The organism is Chitinophaga sp. W2I13, assembly GCF_050434005.1.
Taxonomy (GTDB): domain Bacteria; phylum Bacteroidota; class Bacteroidia; order Chitinophagales; family Chitinophagaceae; genus Chitinophaga.
On sequence record NZ_JBNPWD010000001.1, the window covers coordinates 703515 to 727107 of the forward strand.

Sequence of the window (23593 nt, forward strand, 5' to 3'; positions counted from 1 at the left end):
TAAAAAACAAACACATGAAAACAACAGGAAATACTGTACTTATTACCGGCGGCAGCGCAGGTATCGGACTGGAAATAGCCAGGCAATTATCACAACAGGGCAACCAGGTAATCATCACCGGCAGGGACGCCGCCCGCCTGGAAAAGGCCACGCAGCAACTGCCGGGCGTGAAGGGCATCGTGAGCGATGTAACCAGCGATGAAGCAGTGACCCAGCTGGCAGCCACCCTGCACAAGGAATATCCGTCGTTAAATATCCTGGTCAACAATGCAGGCCGTGCATTTGCCTATGAGTTGTCGGACAACGCGGATGCCGCCGGAAAAGCAGCGGAAGAAATGGACACTAATTTCTTTTCGGTGATCCGCCTCACCGAAAAATTGCTGCCATTACTCAGTCAGCAGCCGGAAGCCGCCATTGTAAATGTAACCTCCATTGTTGCCTTTGCACCGGGCGTACGGGTACCCACTTATTCCGCTACCAAAGCTGCGCTCCGGTCCTACACCCAATCCATGCGGGTCACCTTTCCTAAGCTGCACATCTTTGAACTGATGCCTCCCCTGGTAAATACCGATTTTTCACAGGAGATAGGCGGCATTAACGGGATTCCTCCTTCACAGGTGGCTGCTGATCTTGTAACTGCACTCGGAAAAAATGAATATGAAATCCGTGTGGGCAATACCGAATTGATCTACCAGTTATCACTCAGCAATCCTGCAGCCGCACTAGCCGCTGTAAACGGCGGTGGCGAATAAAAAAATTTATATAATAATATACCAACCGGTATATTAAATAGCAACAATGAAACGGACAGTACTGATCCTGGTGGTGATTACAGCGGCCATCATGGAGTTGATAGACACCTCTATCGTAAACGTAGCCTTATCGCATATGAGTGGCAACCTCGGCGCCACGCTGGAAGACACTTCCTGGGTCATTACTGCCTACGCCATTGCCAACGTGATCATCATACCCATTACGGGCTTCCTCGCCGCGAAACTGGGCCGGCGTAATTATTATATCGGCTCCATCATCGCCTTCACCTTCTTTTCACTGATGTGCGGGCAGGCCACCAACATCTGGATGCTGGTAGTATTCCGTTTCCTGCAGGGCATTGGCGGCGGCGCGTTGCTATCCGTATCGCAGGTGATCATCTTTGAACTGTTTCCCAAAGAAAAACAAAATGTGGCCAGCGCACTTTTTGGCGTAGGCGTGTTTATTGGTCCTACTATAGGCCCCACCCTCGGCGGTTATATCACCGAATTTTATTCCTGGCCCTGGATCTTTTATATCAACGTACCCATAGGTATTACAGTGGCAACACTCTGCTATATACTCCTCAAAGAACCCGCTAATGTGCCTGCGGCCAAGCGGATCGACTGGACCGGTATCCTCCTGCTGGCCGTTGGCGTGAGCGCATTGCAAACCGTACTGGAAAGAGGGGAAACCGACGACTGGTTTGAAGCGCCCTATATCACCTGGCTTTCCGTGATCGCCACTTTCGCCATCCTGGTATTTGTGTGGTGGGAACTGCGGATCAAAGACCCGGTGGTAAACCTGCGGGTGCTGAAAAGCAGGAACCTGAGCATTGCCGCGATATTGACATTTGTTTCCGGCATGGGCATTTTCAGCTCTGTTTTTCTTACGCCGGTATTTGCACAGCGACTGCTTAATTTCACACCGCTGCAAACAGGTATGCTCCTGCTGCCCGGCGCCTGTTTAGCCATAGGTGGACTCATTATTTCTGCGAGGCTGCTACAGCGCGGTGTTTCGCCGGTGTTTCTTATTGTAGCGGGAATGGGATTATTTATTCTATTCAGCTGGCAGATGTCGGCATTGAACCAGGACGCCGGCGCCGCCACTATTACTACCTCTCTCATCTGGCGGGGCGTAGGACTGGCACTGGTAACGGTTCCCCTTACCACCCTGGCCGTATCCTCACTGACGCCGGCAGATATTCCGCAGGGCGCTGCTTTAAATAATATGATGCGGCAACTGGGCGGCTCCTTCGGCATCGCCATGGTGAACACCTACCTCGCCAACCGGAACGCCCAGCACCGGTCGGATCTCGTCAGCAACCTCACTACAGATAACCCCGCGGTGGCCAACCGGTTAAGCAGTTACGCGCACTTCTTTCTCAGCAAAGGCGCTACCGCAACAGATGCCCATCATAAAGCCCTGAAGCTCCTGGATAGTTCCGTAGTAAAACAAAGCACCCTGCTGAGTTTCAGCGACGCCTTTTTACTGGTAGGTATTATATTCCTGGCAGCGCTTCCCTTGCTGTTAATGGCTTCCACTAAAAAGAAAACAGCCCATGTAATTGTGATGGATCACTGATACAGGCCAGCTGTTTTAATAAACTGACCGAAAAAAACCAAAAAATAAATCAGAAAAATCTGCCTGATCAGCCTAATCCTGCTCCAAGACAATTTCCGAGTTGAAGGCGCCGCCGGCCGGTACCGTGATTTTTTTGTACTTTGCGATCTGCATCTTTATCGGTCACACCACCTGATTCGTCTATTTTTTGGCCGGATTAACAGCGATAGGGTGATATTTACTTTTAAGGGGAACTGGATCTAACGGATGAATAATGACACAGTACATGAAACTGCACTTTTCCACCAAATTGCCGGGGGGGATGAATCTGCATTTGAAGCATTATTCCACCTCTATGTGCCGAAGATCAGGCCGGTAATTGCCCGTATTATACAGGTAGAAGGGCCGGAGAAAGACATCATACAGGAAATATTCCTGGGCATATGGCTGAGCCGGGAGAAGCTGACAGAGGTAGTGGTTCCCCATAACTGGATCTTCAAAATGGTGTATCACCGCTGCTACAGCTGGTTGCAGAAGCAGGGCGTGCGGAATAAGGCCAGCCAGATCATTACCCGCGAAAGCACTGACCACTCCAATCTTACCGAAGAAAATATTGCTTTTTCTGAAACCGCGCTGCTGGTAAAGCAGGCTATCCTGCAATTGCCGCCGCAGGCGCAAAAGATCTACCTGCTCAGCCGGGAGAAGGATCTTAAAGTCGCCGAAATTGCCAGTGAATTACAGCTCTCCCCCCAAACCATTAAAAATTCCCTGGTCCGTTCCCTCAAATCTATCCGGGAATATCTGACCAGCCAGGGCATCACCCTCCCGCTATTCCTGCTTGGGTGGGGTGTTTTATATTTTTCTTAACTTTTTTTTGAAAGACATAGGTACTCTTTGGCTGCTGACGGTACGTATATGCAGGGGGCTTTCTGTAATTGGGTAGTCCCCGTATATGTCAACTGAATTCCGAATGCTTTAAAACGAGGCCGTTGTCCACATCAGAAAGACTAACATACTTATTGGAACAGGTACGGCTGCGTCGTGCCACCACCGGGGAGTACAGGGAACTGTTACAACTGATCAGTGAAGATGAGTCGGGGGAAATAATCCGCCAGCTGGATGCGTTTCATGCGAACTGGCCAATGGAAGCTGCTGCCCATGCGGATCACGACCGCGACTACTGGCAGCAGGCCGTCAAAGAAATACTGGCCGCAGATAAGCTTGCGCAGCAGCCGGAAATGCTGTCCTCAACCCCGAACCGGGTCTATTTCCTGCAACGCTACTGGTGGGCTGCTGCCTGTATCGTTGTGCTGGCAACGGGCGCTTATTATCTTTCAAAGCAAGCCCCTCCCACGGCTGTAGTGGCTACTTCCCCCGTAAAGGATATTGCACCGGGCGGCAACAGGGCGGTACTTACGCTTTCAGATGGTACCCAAATCCCCCTCGACAGTGCAGGCAATGGCGTATTGGCGCAACAGGGCAATACCCGGATCACCAAGCTGAATAACGGGCGACTGGCTTACAATGGCTCCGGCAGTTCGGAGGATAAAGTATTATATAATACCATGAGTACCCCCTTGGGTGGACAATACCAGCTTATTTTGCCCGATGGTACCGGCGTATGGCTGAATGCCGCCTCTTCCATCAGTTATCCCACTGCCTTTACCGGCAACGAAAGAAGTGTAACCGTTACCGGTGAAGTGTACTTTGAAGTGGTGAAAAATGAAAAGATGCCTTTCCGTGTAAAGGCAGGCAATACGACCATCGACGTACTGGGTACGCATTTTAATATTAACGCATATAAAGACGAAGCCAGCATCAATACTACCTTAGTGCAGGGATCTGTGCGGGTAAGTGTACAACAGCAACAGCAAATGCTGAAACCCGGGCAGCAGGCCAGGGTGGCGGCAAAGGGGGAGTCTATCCAGGTGCTGGACCATGCGGATCTATCCGAGGTGCTGGCCTGGAAAGCAGGGTTCTTCTCCTTTAATGATGCGGATCTTCCGGCTGTAATGCGGCAGCTGTCGCGCTGGTACAATGTAGAAGTAACATATGAAGGCAAGATTCCTCAGCGTGTATTCACCGGGGAAATAGGCCGGAATCTCACCTTATCGCAGGTGTTAAAAGGACTTACAAAAACAAGAATTAAATATAGAATTGAGAATGGTAACCGGATCGTTATCCAACCATAGTTATGAACAATGAACAATGAAAATTGGGAACAATGAAAAACACCAGGCTATCGCCATTGGCATTCCATGCGCATTGAATAAAAACCGGGGCTGAGATTGGCGTCCTACCCCGGCCGTCGTTCAATTTAATCAACAAACAAGTCGGTAAACATTATTTATTAATTCAACCAAACATTGCAAAAGTATGCAACTTAAGGCTATTTGTAATTCCGGTACCCGCAGATATTGGAAATTTGCGGGGCTCTCAACCAAAACACTGTTAGTTATGAAGCTAACTTCTTTTATGCTGCTCCTTGCTGCCTTGCAGGTAAGCGCTAAGGGCAGCGCCCAAACGGTGACTTATTCCGCCAAGGCGGTGAGTCTCCAGAAAGTGCTGAACGTCATTAAAGCACAAACGGGGTATGTTTTCTTTTACGATAAAGAGGATCTGAAAAACAGTAATCCTGTTTCGGTAGACATAAAAAACGCATCGCCGCAAGCAGCGATGGAAGCAGTATTGCGCCAGCAGCCATTGAGCTTCGAAATCCAGGGCAATACCATCTTCATTACAAAAAATGAAAAACCGGCAGCAACACCGGTAACGGCCCCACCTGCCGCCAACATCACAGGAAGGGTAATAGATGATACCGGGGCGCCACTTCCAGGTGTTTCCATCGTGATAAAGGGCACCCAGAAAGGCGTTGTATCCGGACCGGATGGTACCTTCCAGCTGGCCAACGTGCCAGACAATGCGGTACTGGTGGTAACCAGCATCGGGTACATCACCCAGGAAATCAAGGTAGCCGGAAAAACACAGATCAATATTTCAATGGCGCCGGATGTAAGTGCGCTGAAACAATTTGTGGTAGTAGGTTATGGCACGCAGAAAAAGGCGAACCTCACCGGGGCCGTTACTTCTATCACCACAGAGCAACTGACTAACAGGCCGGTAACAAGCCTGGGTAACGCATTGCAAGGTACGATGCCAGGTATCACCGTTACCGCCGCCAAGAGCGGACAACCGGGCAGTGATGCAGGACAAATCCGTATCCGGGGTATTGGTACGCTAAACAATGCCGACCCGGTAATTGTGGTAGACGGAGTAGTTACCAACCTGAGTAGTCTTAATAATATTAACCCCGACGATATTGCCACCTTATCGGTACTGAAAGATGCGGCATCTGCTGCCATCTACGGTTCCCGTGCAGCTAACGGCGTTATTCTCATCACTACCAAACAAGGCAGGAAAGGCCCCCCACAGGTTACCTATACCGGGTATGTGGGCAAACAACAAGCCACCGGCTTACCGGACTTTTTACCTTCCTGGCAGGCAGCTACGTTATATAACCAGGCGCTGAGCAATGAAGGAAAAGCAGCACGCTGGACCGATGCAGAAATCCAGAAATTCAAAAATGGCTCTGATCCTTTTAACTATCCTAACACCGACTGGCTCGACCTGTTTTACCAGGGCAGCGGTTTACAACAGAACCACTATGTAGGTGTTTCCGGCGGCAGCGACCATACACAATATGCTTTCTCTTTAGGTGTATTTGATCAGAATGGCCTCATGGAAAAAACAAATGCCAAACGTTACACCAGCAGATTGAATATTACATCTGAGATCAACGATAAAATAAAAGTAATCGGCAATATCGCCTTTACTTCTTCCGGCAGAAATGAGCCCAGCAATCCTTACACCGGCGATTTTACGCAGCTGGTAAGACAGATCAACCGTATCTCCCCTACCATTCCTTATAAATATGAAAATGGCCACTACGGCTATATTTCAGATGGCAGCCCGATGGCGTGGCTGGAAGGAAACAGCCTGAATAAATATAACAACTACGACCTGATAGGTAATGTAGGCGCCGACTGGGAAATTGTAAAAGGCCTGCATTTCAAGCCCTCTCTTGCTTATGTGATGAAGATCGCTCATAACAAGAAGTTCATTGCTGACCAGCAATATTATGATGCTGCCGGTAATGAAACTTTTTACCAGGGACCCAGCTATGTAACCGACGAAAACACCTTCGGCAATACGGTTACACAGCAGGCATTGCTGGACTATACCAAATCCTTCAGTAAACACAACTTCAAAATACTGGGTGGCTATTCCCAGGAGCTGACCAAATTCAGCTTTGATGATGGCTACCGGAAAGGCTTCCTGAATAACCAGTTAACCGATATTAACCTTGGTTCTACCGACGGACAAAAAACCACCGGCTACTCTTACGAACTGGCGCTTCAGTCTTATTTTGGCCGGTTAAACTACGACTACGACGGTAAGTACCTGTTTGAAGCAAACCTGCGGTATGATGGTTCCTCCCGCTTTGCTCCCGGCAACCGTTGGGGTTTATTCCCTTCCTTTTCCGCCGGCTGGAACTTAGACAGGGAAGATTTTTTCACACCACTGAAGAAATATGTTTCCAATCTTAAAATAAGAGGTTCATGGGGACAGCTGGGTAACCAGTACATTACCGGTAAAGATGATGTCAATTACCCAAGCTATCCGTACTACCCGTATATTGCCACTATCAACGGAAGCCAGAACTATACTTTTGGTGGTACCGCGGCTGCTATTGCCGCAGGTGTAGCGCCGGTTAATGGTGCCAACGAAAACATCAAATGGGAAAGCACCACCGCCACAGGCGTGGGTATTGATGCGGGATTCCTGGACGGGAAACTGAATTTCACTGCCGACTATTTTCATAAACGCACTTCCGACATCCTGTTATCAGTACCGGTTGGCGCCGTATACGGCCTGAATGCGCCGGTTCAAAACGCAGGTTCTGTCATCAACAAAGGTTGGGAGTTTGCACTGAGCTATGCCAGCAACGCAGGTGATTTCAAGTACAATGCTGCCGTAAACGCGGCCTTTATCAACAACGAAGTAACCGATCTCCACGGAACAGGGCCGATTATCGACGGCTATACCTTTAAACAGGTGGGTTATCCGATCAACTCCCTGTATGGATATGAAGCAGATGGCATTTTTCAATCGGCCGATGAAGTGACCAAAGCGCCTTATCAATCCAACAGAACGGCTGCCGGTGATCTGAGATACAAAGACAAGGACGGCAATGATACTATTAACAGCGCCGATAAAGTATACCTCGGCAACTACTTCCCGAAAGTAACCTTTGGCCTGAACCTGGGCGGTACCTGGAAAAATATAGACCTGAATATCTTCCTGCAGGGTGCTGCTGGCGTAAAAACATACATCGACGCCGGTAAACTGGGCAGTGTAAGTTCTTCTGCTGGTAAACCTACTTCCGCTTTACTGGATACCTGGACACCGGAAAACACTTCAGCCGCGCTACCACGCATCTGGAACGGCTATACGCAGAATGATCCCGGCGGCACGCCGTCTTCCTTCTGGGTGAAAGACGGATCTTACCTGCGCCTTAAAAACCTGCAGGTAGGTTATACACTGCCGGAAAGAATAGTAAAACGGATAGGCATCAACAAAGTACGTTTCTACTACAGCGGGCAAAACATCCTCACCTTCGACGGCCTGTATAACTGGATAGATCCGGAAGCATCTATTACGAGCAGTATCTATTACTACCCGCAGGTGAAAGTGCACACGTTTGGCGTAAATGTTAGTTTTTAACGAAAAGCAATCAACATCATGAAAAGGAACATTCTCTATATAATATTTTTATCTGCTGCACTGCTATCTGCGTGCAATAAAGATTTCCTCGACAGGCAGCCACTGGATGCCTATAATAACGACGTTCTCTGGAAAACGCAGAACGATGCAACCGCTGCACTCAATGGCTGTTATAAAGAATGGGAAATTGACTATACCATCCTTTATATGGACGCTGTGAGCGATAATATGTACAGCCAGTATTACTGGGAAGGCTATACGGATTATGGCAATGGCAACATTACGCCTGCCAATACCAGTGCCTCCAAGCGCTGGAGTTATACCACCATTCAGAAATGCAACTGGTTCCTGGAAAACATCGACAAAACACCGATCGACGAAACCTTAAAAACGCAGTTTAAAAGTGAAGCCCGTTTTCTGAGAGCTTATCAGTACTTCACGCTGTCACAGCTTTATGGTGATGTACCGCTGGTCAAAAACACTATTACCAGTGAAGAAGCTAATACCATTTCCCGCACAGCCGCTACCGAAGTACGCAAATTTGTACTGGACGAATTGGAAGCGATTGCGCCTACCCTCCCGGCAAACTACAGTGGTAGCGACGTTGGACGTATTACTCAGGGCGCGGCTATTTCCCTGAAGGCCAGGCTGGAATTGTATGATAAAAACTACGCCGCCTGTATCGTTGATTGTAAAAAGATCATGGCCCTGGGTTATGAACTCTTTCCAAACTATCAGAACCTGTTTCGTATACAGAACGAAAACAATAAAGAAGTGATCCTCGATGTGCAGTATAAAGAGAATGACTATTCCAATGCCGACATCGGCGTAATGCCTTCTTCCTCCTTTGGTGGCTGGGGCTCGCTGGATCCCACTCAGGCGCTGGTAGACGCTTACGAAATGAAAAACGGCAAACTTATTACTGATCCAACATCCGGCTATTCCGAAAATGATCCGTACAATAACAGGGATCCACGCTTAACAGCTACGATCGTATGTCCCGGCCAGTTGTATGAAGGTAAATACTACAACTCTATTCAAAATACCTCCGGTGATTATTATAATGGAGATAACAATTCTAAAACAGCTTATATCCCGAAAAAATTCACGTCTAACCTGTCCGACTATACGGATATGTGGAACACCGGGCTGAATATGATCGTAATCCGCTACGCAGAAATACTGCTCACTTATGCCGAAGCACAAATTGAATCAGGCATTATTGACAATACCGTGTATGATGCAATAGATGCCATCAGAAAGCGCGCTGGCATGCCAGTGATAGACAGAACCGTGTATAACACCGTTGATAAAATGCGTACGCTCGTAAGACGCGAACGCAGGGTGGAACTGGCACTGGAAGGCTTACGCTGGTACGATATTCAACGCTGGAAGATAGGCACTGCCGTTAGATCCGGCACCGTATACGGCGCACGACTGGGTACTGTAGATCCTGCCAACGGCAAGCTTACCCTCAGCGGAGACCACGTCACCGTTGAGCAGCGCACCTTTGTGGAAAACAGGGATTACCTCTGGCCGGTGCCTCAGACAGAAAGAGATATCAACAAAAACCTGACACAAAACCCAGGTTACTAATACAACTGTAACAATCAAAAAAAATCCCGCGAGTTGAAAGATGAGCGGGATTTTTTTATGCTTAAAAAGTATTCACATGTATCGTTTCATTACCGGCCTGCTGGTTTATTTTATTTGTCCTTTTACCTTATGCGCCCAGCAAAGCAGAACCGTTCTTAACTTCAATACCCACTGGGCCTTTCAAAGAGGCGATATCACCGGGGCGGAGCAGGCAACATTTAATGACAAGAATTGGGTGGGCATCAGCATTCCGCACGTAATGCGTATTGAAAAAAAGCACAACGGCGGCAATGCCGTGTACCAGGGCATCGGCTGGTACAGGAGATATTTTAAAGTACCTTCCTCTTTCCGCAATAAAAGGATCACTGTTTGTTTTGAAGGCGTGCAAACCACTGCGGATGTGTATCTCAATGGTAAAAAAATAGCGACCCATACAGGTGGTTACATGGGCTTTGTAGTGGATATCAGCACGTATGTGGATTTTGAAAAAGACAATGTGCTGGCAGTGAGGGTATCCAATAAAGATAACCCGCAGATCCCACCCGGAAAGCCGCAGTCGAAGCTCGACTTCAATTACTTTGGCGGCATCTATAGAAATGTGTCACTGACGGTTACCGGCAAAGTATTTATCTCCCATCCACTGGAAGCTAACAAGGTAGCCGGTGGCGGCATATTTATCACCTATCCTTCCGTTGGCAAAAACGCTGCAGCTGTTGCGGTAAAAACCAATATCGTGAATGCTTCCGGTAAACCGGTACATACCACGCTGAAAACGACATTGATTGATACCAGTGGCATGCCGGTAGCAACAGCAGCCATTGAACAGCCCATTCCTGCACAGGCAGATACAGATATCCGGCAATCGCTGACGGTGACCGCTCCTCATTTATGGCATCCGGATCATCCTTACCTGTATCGCCTGGTATCTGTTGTTTATGAAGACAATGCACCAGTGGATAGCCTGATCACCTATACGGGTATACGAAACATCGCTTTCGCTGCCGACGGTTTTTATATCAATGGAACGAAATTATACCTGCGCGGCGCCAACAGGCACCAGGCGTACGAATACACCGGTGATGCCGCCACAGACAACCTGCAATACCGGGATGCTCTTCAACTGAAAATGGGCGGGTTCAATGCCGTGCGGGCCGCACATTATCCCGCATCGCCCGCATTCCTGGAGGCATGCGACAAAACAGGTTTACTGGTGATTGAGTGTGAGCCGGGATGGCAATTTTTTTCCAAAGATTCCCTCTTCGTTGAAAACACTTACCGCGACATCCGGGAGATGATCCGCCGCGACCGCAACCACCCATCTGTTTTCCTGTGGGAAACTTCCCTGAATGAATCACCCACCAGCGAAGCATGGATGGAAAAAGCCGTACAAACCGCACGGGCTGAAATGCCCGGCAACCAACTGTTTGTAGCCGATGATTTTAACGCACGCAGCAAAGACCATTACAACGTTTCCTACAAAGTGGTAAATGAAGATGGCACCGACCCTATGCCATCACGCCCGTTTATTACCCGTGAGTGGGGAGATAGCTGGATGGCCGATGCTGAAAAAGAAAACAGCCTGCGCGCCAGCAGGATGTACACAGAGAAAGGATTGATCAACCAATGTATTTTACGGCAAAATGCGTTGAACGGAGAAACATCCGAAGCGTTGGGCGGCTATTGGGATCATGGCGGACTGGATGCCAATCCAAGAATTGGCGGTTACTTTGTATGGAGCTACAATGATTACACGCGTGGCTCCGATCCCATCACCGCTTTCAGCGGCGTTACCGATCTTGACCGCTATGAAAAGTTCAGTTACTACCAGCTACAGGCAATGCAGGATGCCCGCAATCCGGCATATGGCCCAATGGTATACATTGGCAGCTATAATAACCAGCCAGCACTGGATAGTTCCATCATGGTATTCTCTAACTGTGATGCCGTACAACTTTACCGGAACAACAAATTCTGCGGCGAAATAACAAGGACGCAAAATGCCCGTACCGCTCCTTTTGTAGCGGCCAAAGGCGGTAGTCCTTATTTTGTTTTCCACACCGGGAAATACGAGCCTGGAGAGTTGAAAGCCATCGGTATCCTGAATGGAAAAGCCATCTGCACGCATATTGTAAAAACACCCGGCACGCCTCATCACCTGGAAATTGAAATTCCTGCCAGCGCTGCCACTTCCACCGCCGACGGATTTTCTATGACGCCGTTTTATGTGAAGGTATGCGACCGGAACGGCACACTTGTATCTAATCAAACAGCCGGGCAATCCTATACTGTTCAGATCAGTGTATCAGGACAAGGCACCCTCATAGGCGGAAATATTCCGGCTGCGGGTATTGCCTTGCAGAAAACGGAAGGCGGCATTGCCTATGGTGTTATCCGCCACACTGCTACAGCAGGAAACATATATATCAACGTAAAGAGCGCCGGCATGGCTCCAGGCAGTAAGGTGATTAAAACCACCGCAACACCCTATGAATATGTAAAAGACGGTATCCACCGGCCATGGATACACGAAGATAAAAAAACAATGACTGCCTATTATACGGATACCATTGCCGCCAAACAGCTCCGGGAAATTAAACTCGCCGGCAAGGCCAGTTTTGTTCAGCCTGCGGATGAAAGTCTTAACGCGGTTATTGACGGCAACACCGCCACAGGATGGATATCCGGCGCAGGAAGTGTTCCTGTCAGCATTACCCTGGATCTGAAAAATGAATACCAGCTGAGCGGCAGCCGCGTAGTATGGGGGAAAGACAGCGACTGGTACACTTACAGTATCGCGGTATCTGCCAATGGCAGCGACTGGACAAGTGTAAAGAGCACGGAACGGGTATCCGGGCAAAATTATCAGCCGGTGCTTTTCCATCGCACAGCGGTAAGATATGTCCGTTATCTTATTACCGGTATCCAGCCAGAAAGCAGCAGGATAGCGGTAAAAGAAATACAGCTGTACGGGACGATGTAACCGGTCATCCGCCTTCCGCTACCCGTTTGCGTCTTGCCAGCTCCGCTTCGCTGGGGTTATCCCCTACAAACGAGCCCGGTTTGATTTCTCCTCCCGGTTCATAGCTGGCAATGATCACGCCTTTCGGGGAGCTTTTTACGTCCACTAATTTCCAGTCCACCGGTTGGGTCCCTTCCCGGAATAACCGTTTGCCTTCACCGATGGTTAACGGGAGGGTCCATACGGTGAGTGTGTCCACCAAACCATTCGCCAGTAAGGTTTGTACCAGTTTGCTGCTGCCGTGCACCAGCAGGTCGGGACCGTCCTGTTGTTTGAGTTGCCGGAGGCCTTCCACTACATCGCCGGTGATCAGCGTGGAGTTTTCCCAGCTCAGATCCATTGGTTTGCCGGACACTGCATACTTATGGATACTATTAAACTTGTCGGCGATACTATGATCCTGTATAAAAGGCCAGTAAGCCGCAAATATCTCATATGTTCGTCTTCCTAACAACAGATCAAAAGATTGAGACATGAGCGCATTCATGATCCCATTTGTGAAGTCGTCGGAATAAGGCGTCATCCAGCCGCCCCATCTGAAGCCATTACTGCGGTCCTCTTCGGGGGCTCCGGGCGCCTGCATAACGCCGTCCATAGACATAAAAGTGATGACGATAATCTTTCTCATAGTAATCTTTGTTATTTGATTCAAAGATACTTTCAGTAAGAATGGCCGGGGCTGTGTAAATACGACTTTATGAAGGGTGAATTGCGACAATTTGCCGGAATCATCACTATTTACAACATCAATAAATGTTTAAGATAAAGCCTCAGGTGTTGTAGCGCGTGGGTGATCTGGTTTTCCACGCTTCTTTTGGAGATATTTAACCGTTCTGCGATTTCCTGGTTGCTGAGTTGTTCTTCCCTGCTTAACAGGAATATTTCTTTACTGCGTTTCGGTAAATTGCTGAGGGACGCGTGCAGTTGCTGGCGGAAAGACTGTTCCTGGATTTTTTCTTCTGCGGTATTCCCGATAGCCGCCATATGTTCTTCTGCTTCCACTACCTGGAACGCTTTCCGTGTTTTCAGCACCCGGTATACATGATAGCGGGTGGCGGAAATAATATAGTTACGGAAATGAACGATATGCAGTTCTTCTCTTTTAAGCCATAAGGTGAGAAATATATCATGCACAATTGTTTCGCTCGCTTCCGGATCGTTTAACAGGTTATTGGCGGTTTGATACATCTTTCCCCAATAGCGGTTAAATAACAGGTTATAGGCTGTTTTTTCACCGTCTCTGACTGCAAGCCATAAATCAGCATCTGCTGTGTTAGCATCCCACCTAATCATGTCACAAAAATTGACAAAATAAAATTACCTGCATGTTAAATTAAGATGAACTATATAGGAATTGATCCTGGTTGATTGTCTGTGTAACACCTGTTGGCGCTTCCTTCCCCGACAAAATACTCTTTTTTTTAAAAAGTAGGTGTGTAAGGGAAAATAATTGTCTCTATAGAATAAATGAATCGCCTGTGATGACAAAAGAAGAATACCTTGATCTGTACGAAAGGTCCCTGAACGGGGATTGCAGCCCTGAAGAGCTGATCCGGCTGCAGCAGTATGAGGATGACTTTTGTTTTTCCGATGACGCTGATTCCGACGAAGTATTAAAAGAAAAGATATACAACAGGCTCTCTGCAAGTATTTCGCAGGAAGAGAACGTAAAGCGGCTATTTCCCTGGAAAGCAGTAGCAGCGGCAGCAGCAGTATTGCTGGTGGTTGCTTCGGGCTTCCTGTATTTTAACGGCCACCTGCAGCAGCGGAATAAGCCATTGGCGGCGGTAGCTGAAAAAACACCTGTAATAAAACAAGACATTACACCTGCAACCAGTAAGGCCGTGCTTATCCTCAGCGACGGCACGGAGGTAGAGCTGAACAAGGCCACAGAAGGGCAAATAGCCGCGCAAGGTAATACCACGGTGAATAAATCCGGTAACGGGCAACTGGTTTACCAGCTGACCGATAAACCGCCAACAACTTCCCTGGCAGTATTTAATACCCTGGCCATCCCACGTGGCGGGCAATACAACCTGACATTGCCGGATGGCAGCAAAATATGGCTGAATGCCGCCAGCAAACTGCGCTTCCCTACCCAGTTTACAGGAAAGGAAAGAATGGTGGAGCTGGAGGGAGAAGCCTATTTTGAAGTAGCGCATAACCAGCAGCAACCCTTTGTGGTGAAAGTTAAAGGCATGCAGGTAGAAGTATTGGGTACTCATTTTAACGTAATGGCATATGCAGATGAAGCTAGTATAAACACCACGTTACTGGAAGGAAAAGTAAGGTTACGCAACGAAGGAACAGCGGCGGTCATACTGAATCCCGGGCAGGAAGGGATATTTACCGGGAGCAAAGGTTTTAAGGTGAACAAAGCAGATATAGAACAGGTAATGTCGTGGAAGAATGGCTATTTTATTTTTAATGATGAAGACCTGACATCCATCATGCGTAAAATTTCACGTTGGTACAACGTGGATATTGAATATAGCAGTGGCACAAAAAAATTATCTTTTGCGGGTAGCATCTCGCGCTTTAAAAATGTTACAGAAGTATTAAATATGCTGGCATTAACAGGAACAGTACAATTTAAAATAGAAGCAGGAAAAATCACTGTCATTAATTAACCTATCGTCCACAACATATCGGCCAGGTCAATAATTCGTAAACTAAACTTTATTTATGAAGCGTAATGCTCATGCCTTGAAAAAGGCAGGTCTACTGTCATGGGAGACACTCAGGTTAGTCAAGCTCTCCTTCTCTCTTGTTATTTTCCTTTCGCTGCAGGTAAGCGCTGTTACCTATGCGCAAAGGGTGAATCTTTCTGAGAAACAAACCCCGTTAAGGGAAGTGTTTAAAGAAATAAAAAAACAAACCGGTTATAATTTCCTGCTCAATACGGAAATGCTGGCAGACGCCCGGCCGGTAACCCTTACCCTGGTGAATGCCACGCTGGAAGAAGCATTGAACAAGTGCTTCGAAGGGCAGCCTTTCACCTACACCATTAACAACAACACCATTGTTGTAAAAAGAAAGGCCATGCCGGTTGTGGCGGCCCAGGAAATAACCGGTACTGTTACCGATGAAAAAGGTGTTCCGGTTCCCGGCGCCAGGATCCTGAATCAATCCACCAATAAAGGCGCTATCACCAACGATAAGGGGGAGTTCAGGATCGCGGTGAATCCTGGTGAAAAGCTATCCATAAAAATGCTGGGATATGAAGAAATTATTATTACGGCAGATAGTAAACAAGACTACCACATCCGCCTGAAGCCATCTACGGTGGGCCTGGATGCGGTAGTGGTGGTAGGCTATGGCACACAGAAAAAAGCCAACCTTACCGGTGCGGTGAGTATGGTGAGCAGCGACGACTTCAAAGGCCGGCCGGCTACCTCCGCTGTTTCAGCGCTGCAAGGTCAAATGACAGGTGTTACCGTGATCAATGCCACGGCTATTCCCGGCGGCTCCGATGAAAATACGATCCGTATCCGTGGTATAGGCACGCTCAATGATGCCGGCCCGCTGGTGGTGGTAGACGGTATTCCCGGCGGCAACCTTAATATCCTGAACCCCGACGATATAGAAACGGTGTCTGTGCTTAAAGATGCAGCCTCCTCTTCTATTTACGGGGTACGTGGCGCCAACGGCGTTATTCTTGTGACCACAAAAAAAGGTAAAAGCGGCAAGCCGTCTTTAACGTATGCCAATTACTTTGGCGTACAAACGCCTACTGCCTTACCTACTTTCCTGGGTTCTGCGGATTATATGACGCTGCTAAATGAAGCCAAGGTAAACGCCGGCAACAATCCTACTTATACACAGGAACAGATTGATATCGCCAAAAACGGCAGCGACCTGAATTATTACGCCAATACCAACTGGCTGAAAGAAATGTACAAGTCGGGCGCACCACAGCAAAATCATATGCTGAACCTTTCCGGCGGCGCTAATAATATTAACTACTACCTGTCTTACGGCTTCCTGAAACAGGGCGGCCTTATCACCGGCGATAACTACAACGCCAAAAGACACAATGTGCGTTTAAGACTTAATACCACGTTGTTCGACATTCTTCAACTGGATGCCAACATTGGGTATATCGACCGGAACCAGACCGGTTCCAGTGCTGATGTAAGCGGTTCAGGCGGGCCTATTCAATCTGCCCACCAGATCTCTCCGCTGGTACCGGTAAGATTTACCACCGGCGGATGGGGATATCTCGGCGGATCCGTGAATCCCGTTGCACTTGTAACCGATGGCGGTACCAATGACTTCTCCTCACAGGAAATTACCGGTAACATCCAGGCGACGCTGAATATTACAAAAGACTTTCGTTTAAGGGGACAGTATGGCCTGGTGAAAAGTAATTCTTTCAGACAGATCTTTACAAAAACCATTAACTATTACAGCCCGGAAGATAATTCACTGATTTACCAGACCAATAATCCCAACAAGATTGACAACCGCGATTATACTTCTTTGTACCAGACCGTGATCGGGATGGCGGAATATGAAAAGACGTTTGCAGGAAAGCATTACGTGAAAGCGCTTGCTGCGGCTTCTTCTGAAGAAACGGTGAGCCGCAATTTCACGGCTAGCAGAACCAACCTGCCTACGCAGGATTTGGGCAGCATCAATCTCGGTACACTTAATCCGCTTAACGGTTCAGACGGCAGCCAGAATGCATTGCAATCTATCTTTGGCCGCGTGAACTACGCTTACAGCGACAAATACCTGCTGGAAGGTAACTTCCGTTACGACGGGTCTACCCGGTTTGCCGCAGACCTCCGCTGGAACTGGTTTTTCTCCGGATCTGCAGGATGGGTGTTTTCAAAAGAGTCCTTCTTCAAATCACTGGAAGGCATTATCAATTTTGGTAAGATCAGGGCCTCCTATGGTACGCAGGGTAATGATAAAGTGCAGGATGATTTCGGATATCTTTCTTCCATCAGTTCTGTCGCGACGATGCCAATCGGAAATGTGCTAACCCTTGGTTACAGGCAAACCGGTATTCCCAACCCGTTGCTTACCTGGGAGTCCATGACCAAACAGGATATCGGCCTGGATCTCACCTTCCTGAACAACCGGTTAAGCCTCACGGCGGATTACTACATCAACAACACCAACGATATTTTGCTGAGAGTACCGTTGCCGGATGTACTTGGCATGAATGGAAGCTATCCGTACCAGAATGCCGGTAAAGTGCGCAATAAAGGATGGGAGCTGATGGTAGGCTGGCAGGACAGGATCGGTGATGTGAGCTATGGTGTGAGCGGCAACTTGTCTGATGTAAAAAATGAAGTAATGAGTTTAGGTAATGCGCCGGCCACTATCGCCGACCAGATCAGAACAGTAGGTCAGCCGATTGATGCCTTCTATGGTTTTGTGGCCGACCGTATTTCGCAGATCTCCGATTACTCTTATGATGCCGCTACCAACAAATACACGCCGCTGTTCCCTTATGATGCCAGTTATCCTATGATGCCCGGCGATATCATCTACAAAGATTTAAACAACGATAAAAAGATCACCGCCGCAGACGACCGCCAGGTGATAGGCAGCGCTATCCCCAGGTATACGTATGGCTTTAAAGGAAATGTTGCCTATAAAGGTGTTGATTTCAGCTTCTTTTTACAGGGAGTAGGTAAAGCAGATGGATGGATTACCAGTGCCGCCCGTCATGCTTTTATTAACGATGGTTCCAATCCGCAACCGATTCACCTGGACCGGTGGACGCCTCAGAATCCCGGCGCCAGCTACCCACGGCTTGCCTATGGTTACTCATATAACCAGCGCTTATCAACCTTCTGGCTCGAAGATGCTTCCTATCTCCGGTTAAAAAATATCCAGGTAGGATATACGCTTCCGGCGCACATTACCGAGAAGCTGCGGATAGACCGCTTCCGGCTTTATTTCTCTGCCGACAACCTGTTTACTGCTTCCGACTTCTTTTATGGATATGATCCGGAAACACCAGTGAGCAGTGGTGGTTTTTATCCACAGGTGAAAACATTTGTATTTGGTTTAAACATCAACTTTAAATAATTATGAAAAAGATATTGCTATATACCTGCGTGTTATTAGCGGTAACATCTACGGGTTGCCGGAAAGGATTCCTTGACCGGACTCCGTTGGATGCCATATCTGATGAAACGTACTGGACAACAGAAGAGCAGCTGACATTAGCGTTGAACGGGCTTTATGCCAATGTGAAAAATAATAACACGGTGGCGATGGACCAGATGGGAGACAACAGTATTAATTCTTCCACCGGAGATACCTACCGTATTTTTGGCAGCGGCAACTTCGGTCCTGACCTGTCGGCGGTAGATGCAGAATGGCGCAGTCAGTACACCGGTATCCGCCAGTGTAATGTATTTCTTGCCAATTACGAGCGTGCTACCAGTGTATCACAGGAAATAAAAAACCAGATGGCCGGCGAAGCTAAAACCATCCGGGCATACATGTACATGAACCTGGTATCTTACTTTGGCGATCTTCCGCTGGTGACCAAACCGCTGAATATTGATGAACTGTATGGTCCGCGTAATAAACGTAAAGAGATCATCGACTTTATATTATCTGAACTTGAAGAAGCTGCCAGCCTGATGAAAAAAGAGCGGCAGGTTGGTCCCACACTGGGACGCTTCAGCAAAGGCACTGCGCTGGCGTTCAAAGCCCGTATGGCGTTGTACGACAGTCGCTGGGACGTTGCTGAAAAAGCGGCCAAAGATGTAATGGATCTCAATGTATATTCCCTTTACAGCACGGGTAAGCCTGCACAGGACTATTACGACCTGTTCACTTACAAAGGTAAGCTCAGCGCCGGTGTGAATAAAGAAACCATTGCCGCCCGTCTCAATCTCACGGATGTAAGCATGCATAACATCAGCCGTGAATCGCAGGTGCCTGACCAGGCCTCCCGTTACAATCCCACCAAAGCATTGGTGGATGCGTATCTTTGCAGTGATGGCTTAACCATCGATAAATCGCCGCTGTACAAGGAAGATACCTATGCTAACATTTTTGAGAACCGCGATCCGCGCATGAAGCAAACCATTCTTGCACCGGGTGCTACCTGGGGTGGTAGAAAAGATGGCAACCCCGCCAATACCAATCCCGCTATTTTTACGGCGCCGAAATTTGTGTCTGATAAACTGGGATGCGTTACCATCACCGGTTATTACTATACCAAATACGTGGAAGTAAGCACCGTATCACAGGTAAGCAAAGACCAGAACGATATACACGTGATGCGCCTGGCGGAGGTGCTGTTAACCTATGCAGAGGCGAAGATGGAACAGGGTACGCTTACACAGGGCGATATAGATCTGACCATTAATAAACTCCGCGACCGGGTTGGCATGAAAAGGATGATCCTCACAGAGTTGGCCGCCAACGGGCAGGACCTGCGCACGGAGATCCGGAGGGAACGCAGGATTGAACTGGCGCGCGAAGGACAACGCTGGTATGATATTATCCGCTGGAAACAAGGTAGCCTGCTGGGTGCTGATGTGAAGGGTATGAAGAAATCGCTGGCAGCAGTGCCATCACAGGTAAGCAATATTGCGGCAGACGCCAACGGTTATATTATTGTAATGACCGGCAGGCAGTTTGTAGATCCGAAACACTACCTCTTCCCTGTTCCGCTGACGCAAATACAACGTAACCCTGCTCTTGGTCCACAAAATCCAGGTTGGGAATAATGCTAAAAAAGATCAACATCATGAAAATATCTCTGAAAATATTATCTGCGCTCCTGCTGTGTGCCTGCTTCAATAAAGCATCAGCAAGCGACACCTTGCGTGTGATGACTTACAATATTCATCACTGTAATCCTCCAACAAAAAGTAAAACAGGGGAAATTGAAGTCGATGCCATTGCCAGTGTTATCAACAGCCGGCACCCCGACCTGGTGGCGTTACAGGAAGTGGATGTAAACACAAAACGTTCCGGCAGTATTGACCAGGCTGCACAACTGGCTGCCAAAACCGGTATGCAGGTATACTTTGCCAAAGCCATTGATCATGATGGCGGCGAATATGGCGTGGCTATATTATCTAAATTTCCCTTAACCGGTACGGAAACCATACACCTGCCGGAAACCGCGAATCCTGCCAGTGAAGACCGTGTAGTGGCATTGGCCGGTATTACTTTACGCAGCGGCAAAAAATTAATTTTTGCCTGTACACATATGGATGTGAGCAATGCAGCGGTAAGAGATGAACAGGCAGGTGAGATCAATAAAATTGCTGCCGCCAAAAGCCATTCCTTTCCTGCTTGCCGGCGATCTTAACTGCGTACCGGAAAGTGCATCTTACCAGCTACTGCTGAAAAAATTTACCCCTTCCTGTACCGGTTGCGGGTTCACCATCCCGGTGAACAACCCCAATAGGGTGATTGACCACATTATGTGGACAAACGCCCCGGGCTTTACGGTAAAAAGCAGCAGTGTAGTAAATGAGCCGTATCCCTCGGATCATTTACCGGTGATAGCAGAAATTGTTATCAAATAGTATAATAGAGCCGCACAAGTCGCAGGATTTGTGCGGCCCCTATTATTCGCGGTTAACATGCAGCATCCCGTTTAACGTCACCAGGTTTTTAATGGCGTCCCCGATAGTGTTATTAAAATAAACATACACTTCCTTTCCTTCTTTGATCCACGCGCGGATCTCCTTTGCCCGTTGCGCCAGGTAATCATCTGTATACCCACCCTTATAATCGCCGGCGGGCCCATGAAACCGCAGGTATACAAAATCAGCCTTTGCATTAAGTCGTTCATTCCTTGATTTTGGAATGTCATGCAGCACGATGCTGCATTCATATTCATCTGCCAGCTCATACACTTCCCCGATGTACCAGGAGCTGTGCCTGAACTCCAGCGCTACTTTCCAGCCATCCGCGGGATTAATGCCCTGTACTATATCCAGCAGTTGTTCTACCTGGCCATATTGCTCCACCGTTACACCGGGTGGAAACTGTATTAACAGGCATCCTTTCTTCGCTCCGGCCTCATTGATCACTTCCATAAAACGAATCACATCCGCTTCCTGGAATGCCAGCTGCTTCACATGGGTGATGTCGCGCCATAACTTGAAGGTGAAAACAAAATCATCCGGTACTGAGTCCGCCCACTTTTTTACCGTTGCGGCCTGGGGTACTTTGTAGAAGGAGCTGTTGATTTCAATGCTGTTAAACAGGGAGCCATAGTAAGTGAGCCGGCTTTTATCCCGGAAAGCGGGAGGATAGGCCAGCTTGTTAGGCACGGGTAGTACGAGTCCGCTTGTGCCCGATTTATAGATGCCTTTGGTTTTTTTTGCCATGCAAGGGGTAAAGCAAAAATCTAACCAGTGGGGATGGTAATAGCCAGGAATACTTTTTGTATAGAAACCGTAAATCCGCTTCCCCTAAAAACTATCCGTTATGACATCATTCACCGACTTCTTCACCACTTATGGCCGGGCCTCCTTAGGCAACGATACAAGTATCATCGCCAGTTGTTATGCAGAAAACTTCATGGCCGCCGGGCCATCGGGAAGCATGACTTTTAAAAATGATGAAAAGTTCACGCAATGGCTGGAAGAGATGTTTAAATTTAACCACAAGGTCGGCATGCAGGAAATGAAAGTCATTAAAGTAGAAACGTCGCCGATGGGGAAATACTATACCAGGGCGCTGGTCAGATGGGGCGCTGTTTTCTCAAAAAATCCGGAGGAAGTCATTGAATTTGAGATTACTTACATTTTACACCATCTTAATGATGCACTCAAAATAATCATGTATATCAGTCATGAAAACGAGGAAGATGTTTTAAAAGAGAAAGGCATCATCAGTTAGGCGCTGGTACAAATACAAAATCAGTATATTGTAAGAAAAAAAATGCGCCGTATTATACTCAGCTTCGTACTTATCATCATGGGTGCCTCTCTCTACGCCCAGGCACCGGAGGAAGCAGTGAAAGCTGCTATTAACCAGCTGTTTACTGCCATGAATAATTCAGATAGTGTAGCGGTGGCCGCCTGTTTCGCGCCGGGAGCGATATTGCAGTCGGTGATGGAAGACAAAGCAGGCAAGCAAACTATCCACACCACGCCGGTCAATGAATTTTCCTCTTTTATAGGCAGACTCCCGGCCCAGGCGGCGGACGAGCGTATTGTATTTGGCTCCGTCCTGATAGATGGCCGGCTGGCTGCTGTATGGACACCCTACCGCTTCTTCTTCAAAGGACAGTTTTCCCACTGTGGGGTAGACTCCTTCCAACTGGTGAAGCTCCCGGATGGGTGGAAAATCCAATATCTCATCGACACCAGGCGCAAAGACAATTGTGAAGAATCAGCCATGGCAAAATAATACCTGCACCCGCCCTGACCCGGTATTACCTCGCGCATGCTTCACAGATGCGTGAAACCAGCGTATTCGTTGCGTAACCCATGCACTATGCATACAGTCCGCATGCACTACTCATGCACTACTCATGCACTCATGATGCACTCCCATGCACTATCAATGCACTATCAATGCACTATCCCTGTCAAAAACCAGGGTTTCGGTCAGCTTTCAGGGTGGATATGCCCACATGGATACCGCTCCCGTTTTGAATCGATCAAATAATAACCTACTTTTGCCCCGCTATGGTTCAGGCATGTCCACTCCGGATATACCTGATTAAAAGGGAACTCGGGTGAAAATCCCGGACAGTCCCGCTGCTGTAAGTCTCATACAATGCTAAGGCATCGCCAATCAGACCACTGTTGAACATTCAATGGGAAGGTCGCCTGAAGCAGAGATAAGTCAGAATACCTGCCATACAACTACTTTTTTAAGCTTTCGTGGAATGAAGCTTGGGAATAAATTCAATCTGCGGGTATCCCCCGT

The 23593-nt window shown here is 48.0% G+C and carries 17 protein-coding genes and 1 riboswitch; of the genes, 14 read left to right on the forward strand and 3 right to left on the reverse strand.

What is annotated here, in order from left to right; translation table 11 throughout:
- Window positions 1-14: 14 nt before the first annotated feature.
- From QFZ48_RS02840 to QFZ48_RS02870, 7 genes are all read left to right on the forward strand, one after another.
- Complete coding sequence (locus QFZ48_RS02840; RefSeq protein ID WP_429045897.1) at window positions 15-752, forward strand: SDR family oxidoreductase; 738 nt, start codon at window positions 15-17, stop codon at window positions 750-752.
- 46 nt (window positions 753-798) lie between these two features.
- Complete coding sequence (locus tag QFZ48_RS02845) at window positions 799-2334, forward strand: DHA2 family efflux MFS transporter permease subunit (protein WP_429061063.1); 1536 nt, start codon at window positions 799-801, stop codon at window positions 2332-2334.
- 246 nt (window positions 2335-2580) lie between these two features.
- Complete coding sequence (locus QFZ48_RS02850; RefSeq protein WP_429045893.1) at window positions 2581-3180, forward strand: RNA polymerase sigma factor; 600 nt, start codon at window positions 2581-2583, stop codon at window positions 3178-3180.
- 122 nt (window positions 3181-3302) lie between these two features.
- Window positions 3303-4505: a FecR family protein gene (locus QFZ48_RS02855; RefSeq protein ID WP_429061065.1), complete on the forward strand. Its 1203-nt coding sequence runs from the start codon at window positions 3303-3305 to the stop codon at window positions 4503-4505.
- Between the two features lie 265 nt (window positions 4506-4770).
- On the forward strand, window positions 4771-8097 hold the full coding sequence (locus QFZ48_RS02860; RefSeq protein ID WP_429061067.1) for a TonB-dependent receptor: 3327 nt from the start codon (window positions 4771-4773) through the stop codon (window positions 8095-8097).
- 18 nt (window positions 8098-8115) lie between these two features.
- Window positions 8116-9693 carry a RagB/SusD family nutrient uptake outer membrane protein gene (locus tag QFZ48_RS02865; protein WP_429061069.1) on the forward strand — a complete coding sequence of 526 codons (1578 nt, stop codon included), beginning with the start codon at window positions 8116-8118 and terminating at the stop codon, window positions 9691-9693.
- A gap of 76 nt (window positions 9694-9769) precedes the next feature.
- Window positions 9770-12673, forward strand: coding sequence for a glycoside hydrolase family 2 TIM barrel-domain containing protein (locus tag QFZ48_RS02870; RefSeq protein WP_429061071.1), 2904 nt, complete (start codon window positions 9770-9772; stop codon window positions 12671-12673).
- Window positions 12674-12677: 4 nt separating this feature from the next.
- Here the strand turns inward: QFZ48_RS02870 and QFZ48_RS02875 are convergent, their stop codons facing one another.
- Both QFZ48_RS02875 and QFZ48_RS02880 read right to left on the reverse strand, forming a co-directional pair.
- Entirely contained in the window at window positions 12678-13340 is a 663-nt protein-coding gene (locus tag QFZ48_RS02875; protein WP_429061072.1) for a dihydrofolate reductase family protein, read from the reverse strand.
- A gap of 110 nt (window positions 13341-13450) precedes the next feature.
- Complete coding sequence (locus QFZ48_RS02880) at window positions 13451-14005, reverse strand: RNA polymerase sigma factor (protein ID WP_429045881.1); 555 nt, start codon at window positions 14003-14005, stop codon at window positions 13451-13453.
- Window positions 14006-14193: 188 nt separating this feature from the next.
- Here QFZ48_RS02880 and QFZ48_RS02885 point away from each other — a divergent pair, with 188 nt between their 5' ends.
- The 5 genes from QFZ48_RS02885 to QFZ48_RS02905 are packed head-to-tail and all read left to right on the forward strand — an operon-like array spanning window position 14194 to window position 21231.
- Window positions 14194-15342, forward strand: coding sequence for a FecR family protein (locus QFZ48_RS02885; protein WP_429065452.1), 1149 nt, complete (start codon window positions 14194-14196; stop codon window positions 15340-15342).
- Window positions 15343-15397: 55 nt separating this feature from the next.
- Window positions 15398-18760 carry a TonB-dependent receptor gene (locus QFZ48_RS02890; RefSeq protein WP_429045877.1) on the forward strand — a complete coding sequence of 1121 codons (3363 nt, stop codon included), beginning with the start codon at window positions 15398-15400 and terminating at the stop codon, window positions 18758-18760.
- 2 nt (window positions 18761-18762) lie between these two features.
- Window positions 18763-20421, forward strand: coding sequence for a RagB/SusD family nutrient uptake outer membrane protein (locus QFZ48_RS02895; protein WP_429045875.1), 1659 nt, complete (start codon window positions 18763-18765; stop codon window positions 20419-20421).
- Window positions 20422-20441: 20 nt separating this feature from the next.
- The gene (locus QFZ48_RS02900; RefSeq protein WP_429061074.1) at window positions 20442-21011 is read left to right on the forward strand and encodes an endonuclease/exonuclease/phosphatase family protein; all 570 of its coding nucleotides are present in this window, start codon (window positions 20442-20444) and stop codon (window positions 21009-21011) included.
- On the forward strand, window positions 20965-21231 hold the full coding sequence (locus tag QFZ48_RS02905) for an endonuclease/exonuclease/phosphatase family protein (RefSeq protein ID WP_429061077.1): 267 nt from the start codon (window positions 20965-20967) through the stop codon (window positions 21229-21231). The genes QFZ48_RS02900 and QFZ48_RS02905 overlap by 47 nt, the downstream gene beginning before the upstream one ends.
- 42 nt (window positions 21232-21273) lie before the next feature.
- Here the strand turns inward: QFZ48_RS02905 and QFZ48_RS02910 are convergent, their stop codons facing one another.
- Entirely contained in the window at window positions 21274-22041 is a 768-nt protein-coding gene (locus tag QFZ48_RS02910) for a DUF72 domain-containing protein (RefSeq protein WP_429045872.1), read from the reverse strand.
- Window positions 22042-22141: 100 nt separating this feature from the next.
- Between QFZ48_RS02910 and QFZ48_RS02915 the strand changes: the two genes are divergently transcribed.
- Together QFZ48_RS02915 and QFZ48_RS02920 are read left to right on the forward strand one after the other, a co-directional pair.
- Window positions 22142-22555, forward strand: a complete 414-nt coding sequence (locus QFZ48_RS02915) for a hypothetical protein (RefSeq protein WP_429045871.1) — start codon at window positions 22142-22144, stop codon at window positions 22553-22555.
- Between the two features lie 42 nt (window positions 22556-22597).
- Entirely contained in the window at window positions 22598-23068 is a 471-nt protein-coding gene (locus QFZ48_RS02920) for a nuclear transport factor 2 family protein (RefSeq protein ID WP_429045869.1), read from the forward strand.
- A gap of 265 nt (window positions 23069-23333) precedes the next feature.
- Window positions 23334-23540: riboswitch (cobalamin riboswitch) on the forward strand.
- Window positions 23541-23593: the final 53 nt, after the last annotated feature.

Excerpts from the sequence above, each read along its gene's own strand:
- QFZ48_RS02840 (WP_429045897.1), top strand. The coding sequence starts at position 15 with ATGAAAACAACAGGAAATACTGTACTTATTACCGGCGGCAGCGCAGGT.
- QFZ48_RS02845 (WP_429061063.1), top strand. The coding sequence starts at position 799 with ATGAAACGGACAGTACTGATCCTGGTGGTGATTACAGCGGCCATCATG.
- QFZ48_RS02850 (WP_429045893.1), top strand. The coding sequence starts at position 2,581 with ATGAATAATGACACAGTACATGAAACTGCACTTTTCCACCAAATTGCC.
- QFZ48_RS02860 (WP_429061067.1), top strand. The coding sequence starts at position 4,771 with ATGAAGCTAACTTCTTTTATGCTGCTCCTTGCTGCCTTGCAGGTAAGC.
- QFZ48_RS02865 (WP_429061069.1), top strand. The coding sequence starts at position 8,116 with ATGAAAAGGAACATTCTCTATATAATATTTTTATCTGCTGCACTGCTA.
- QFZ48_RS02870 (WP_429061071.1), top strand. The coding sequence starts at position 9,770 with ATGTATCGTTTCATTACCGGCCTGCTGGTTTATTTTATTTGTCCTTTT.
- QFZ48_RS02875 (WP_429061072.1), bottom strand. The coding sequence starts at position 13,340 with ATGAGAAAGATTATCGTCATCACTTTTATGTCTATGGACGGCGTTATG.
- QFZ48_RS02880 (WP_429045881.1), bottom strand. The coding sequence starts at position 14,005 with ATGATTAGGTGGGATGCTAACACAGCAGATGCTGATTTATGGCTTGCA.
- QFZ48_RS02885 (WP_429065452.1), top strand. The coding sequence starts at position 14,194 with ATGACAAAAGAAGAATACCTTGATCTGTACGAAAGGTCCCTGAACGGG.
- QFZ48_RS02890 (WP_429045877.1), top strand. The coding sequence starts at position 15,398 with ATGAAGCGTAATGCTCATGCCTTGAAAAAGGCAGGTCTACTGTCATGG.
- QFZ48_RS02895 (WP_429045875.1), top strand. The coding sequence starts at position 18,763 with ATGAAAAAGATATTGCTATATACCTGCGTGTTATTAGCGGTAACATCT.
- QFZ48_RS02900 (WP_429061074.1), top strand. The coding sequence starts at position 20,442 with ATGAAAATATCTCTGAAAATATTATCTGCGCTCCTGCTGTGTGCCTGC.
- QFZ48_RS02910 (WP_429045872.1), bottom strand. The coding sequence starts at position 22,041 with ATGGCAAAAAAAACCAAAGGCATCTATAAATCGGGCACAAGCGGACTC.
- QFZ48_RS02915 (WP_429045871.1), top strand. The coding sequence starts at position 22,142 with ATGACATCATTCACCGACTTCTTCACCACTTATGGCCGGGCCTCCTTA.
- QFZ48_RS02920 (WP_429045869.1), top strand. The coding sequence starts at position 22,598 with ATGCGCCGTATTATACTCAGCTTCGTACTTATCATCATGGGTGCCTCT.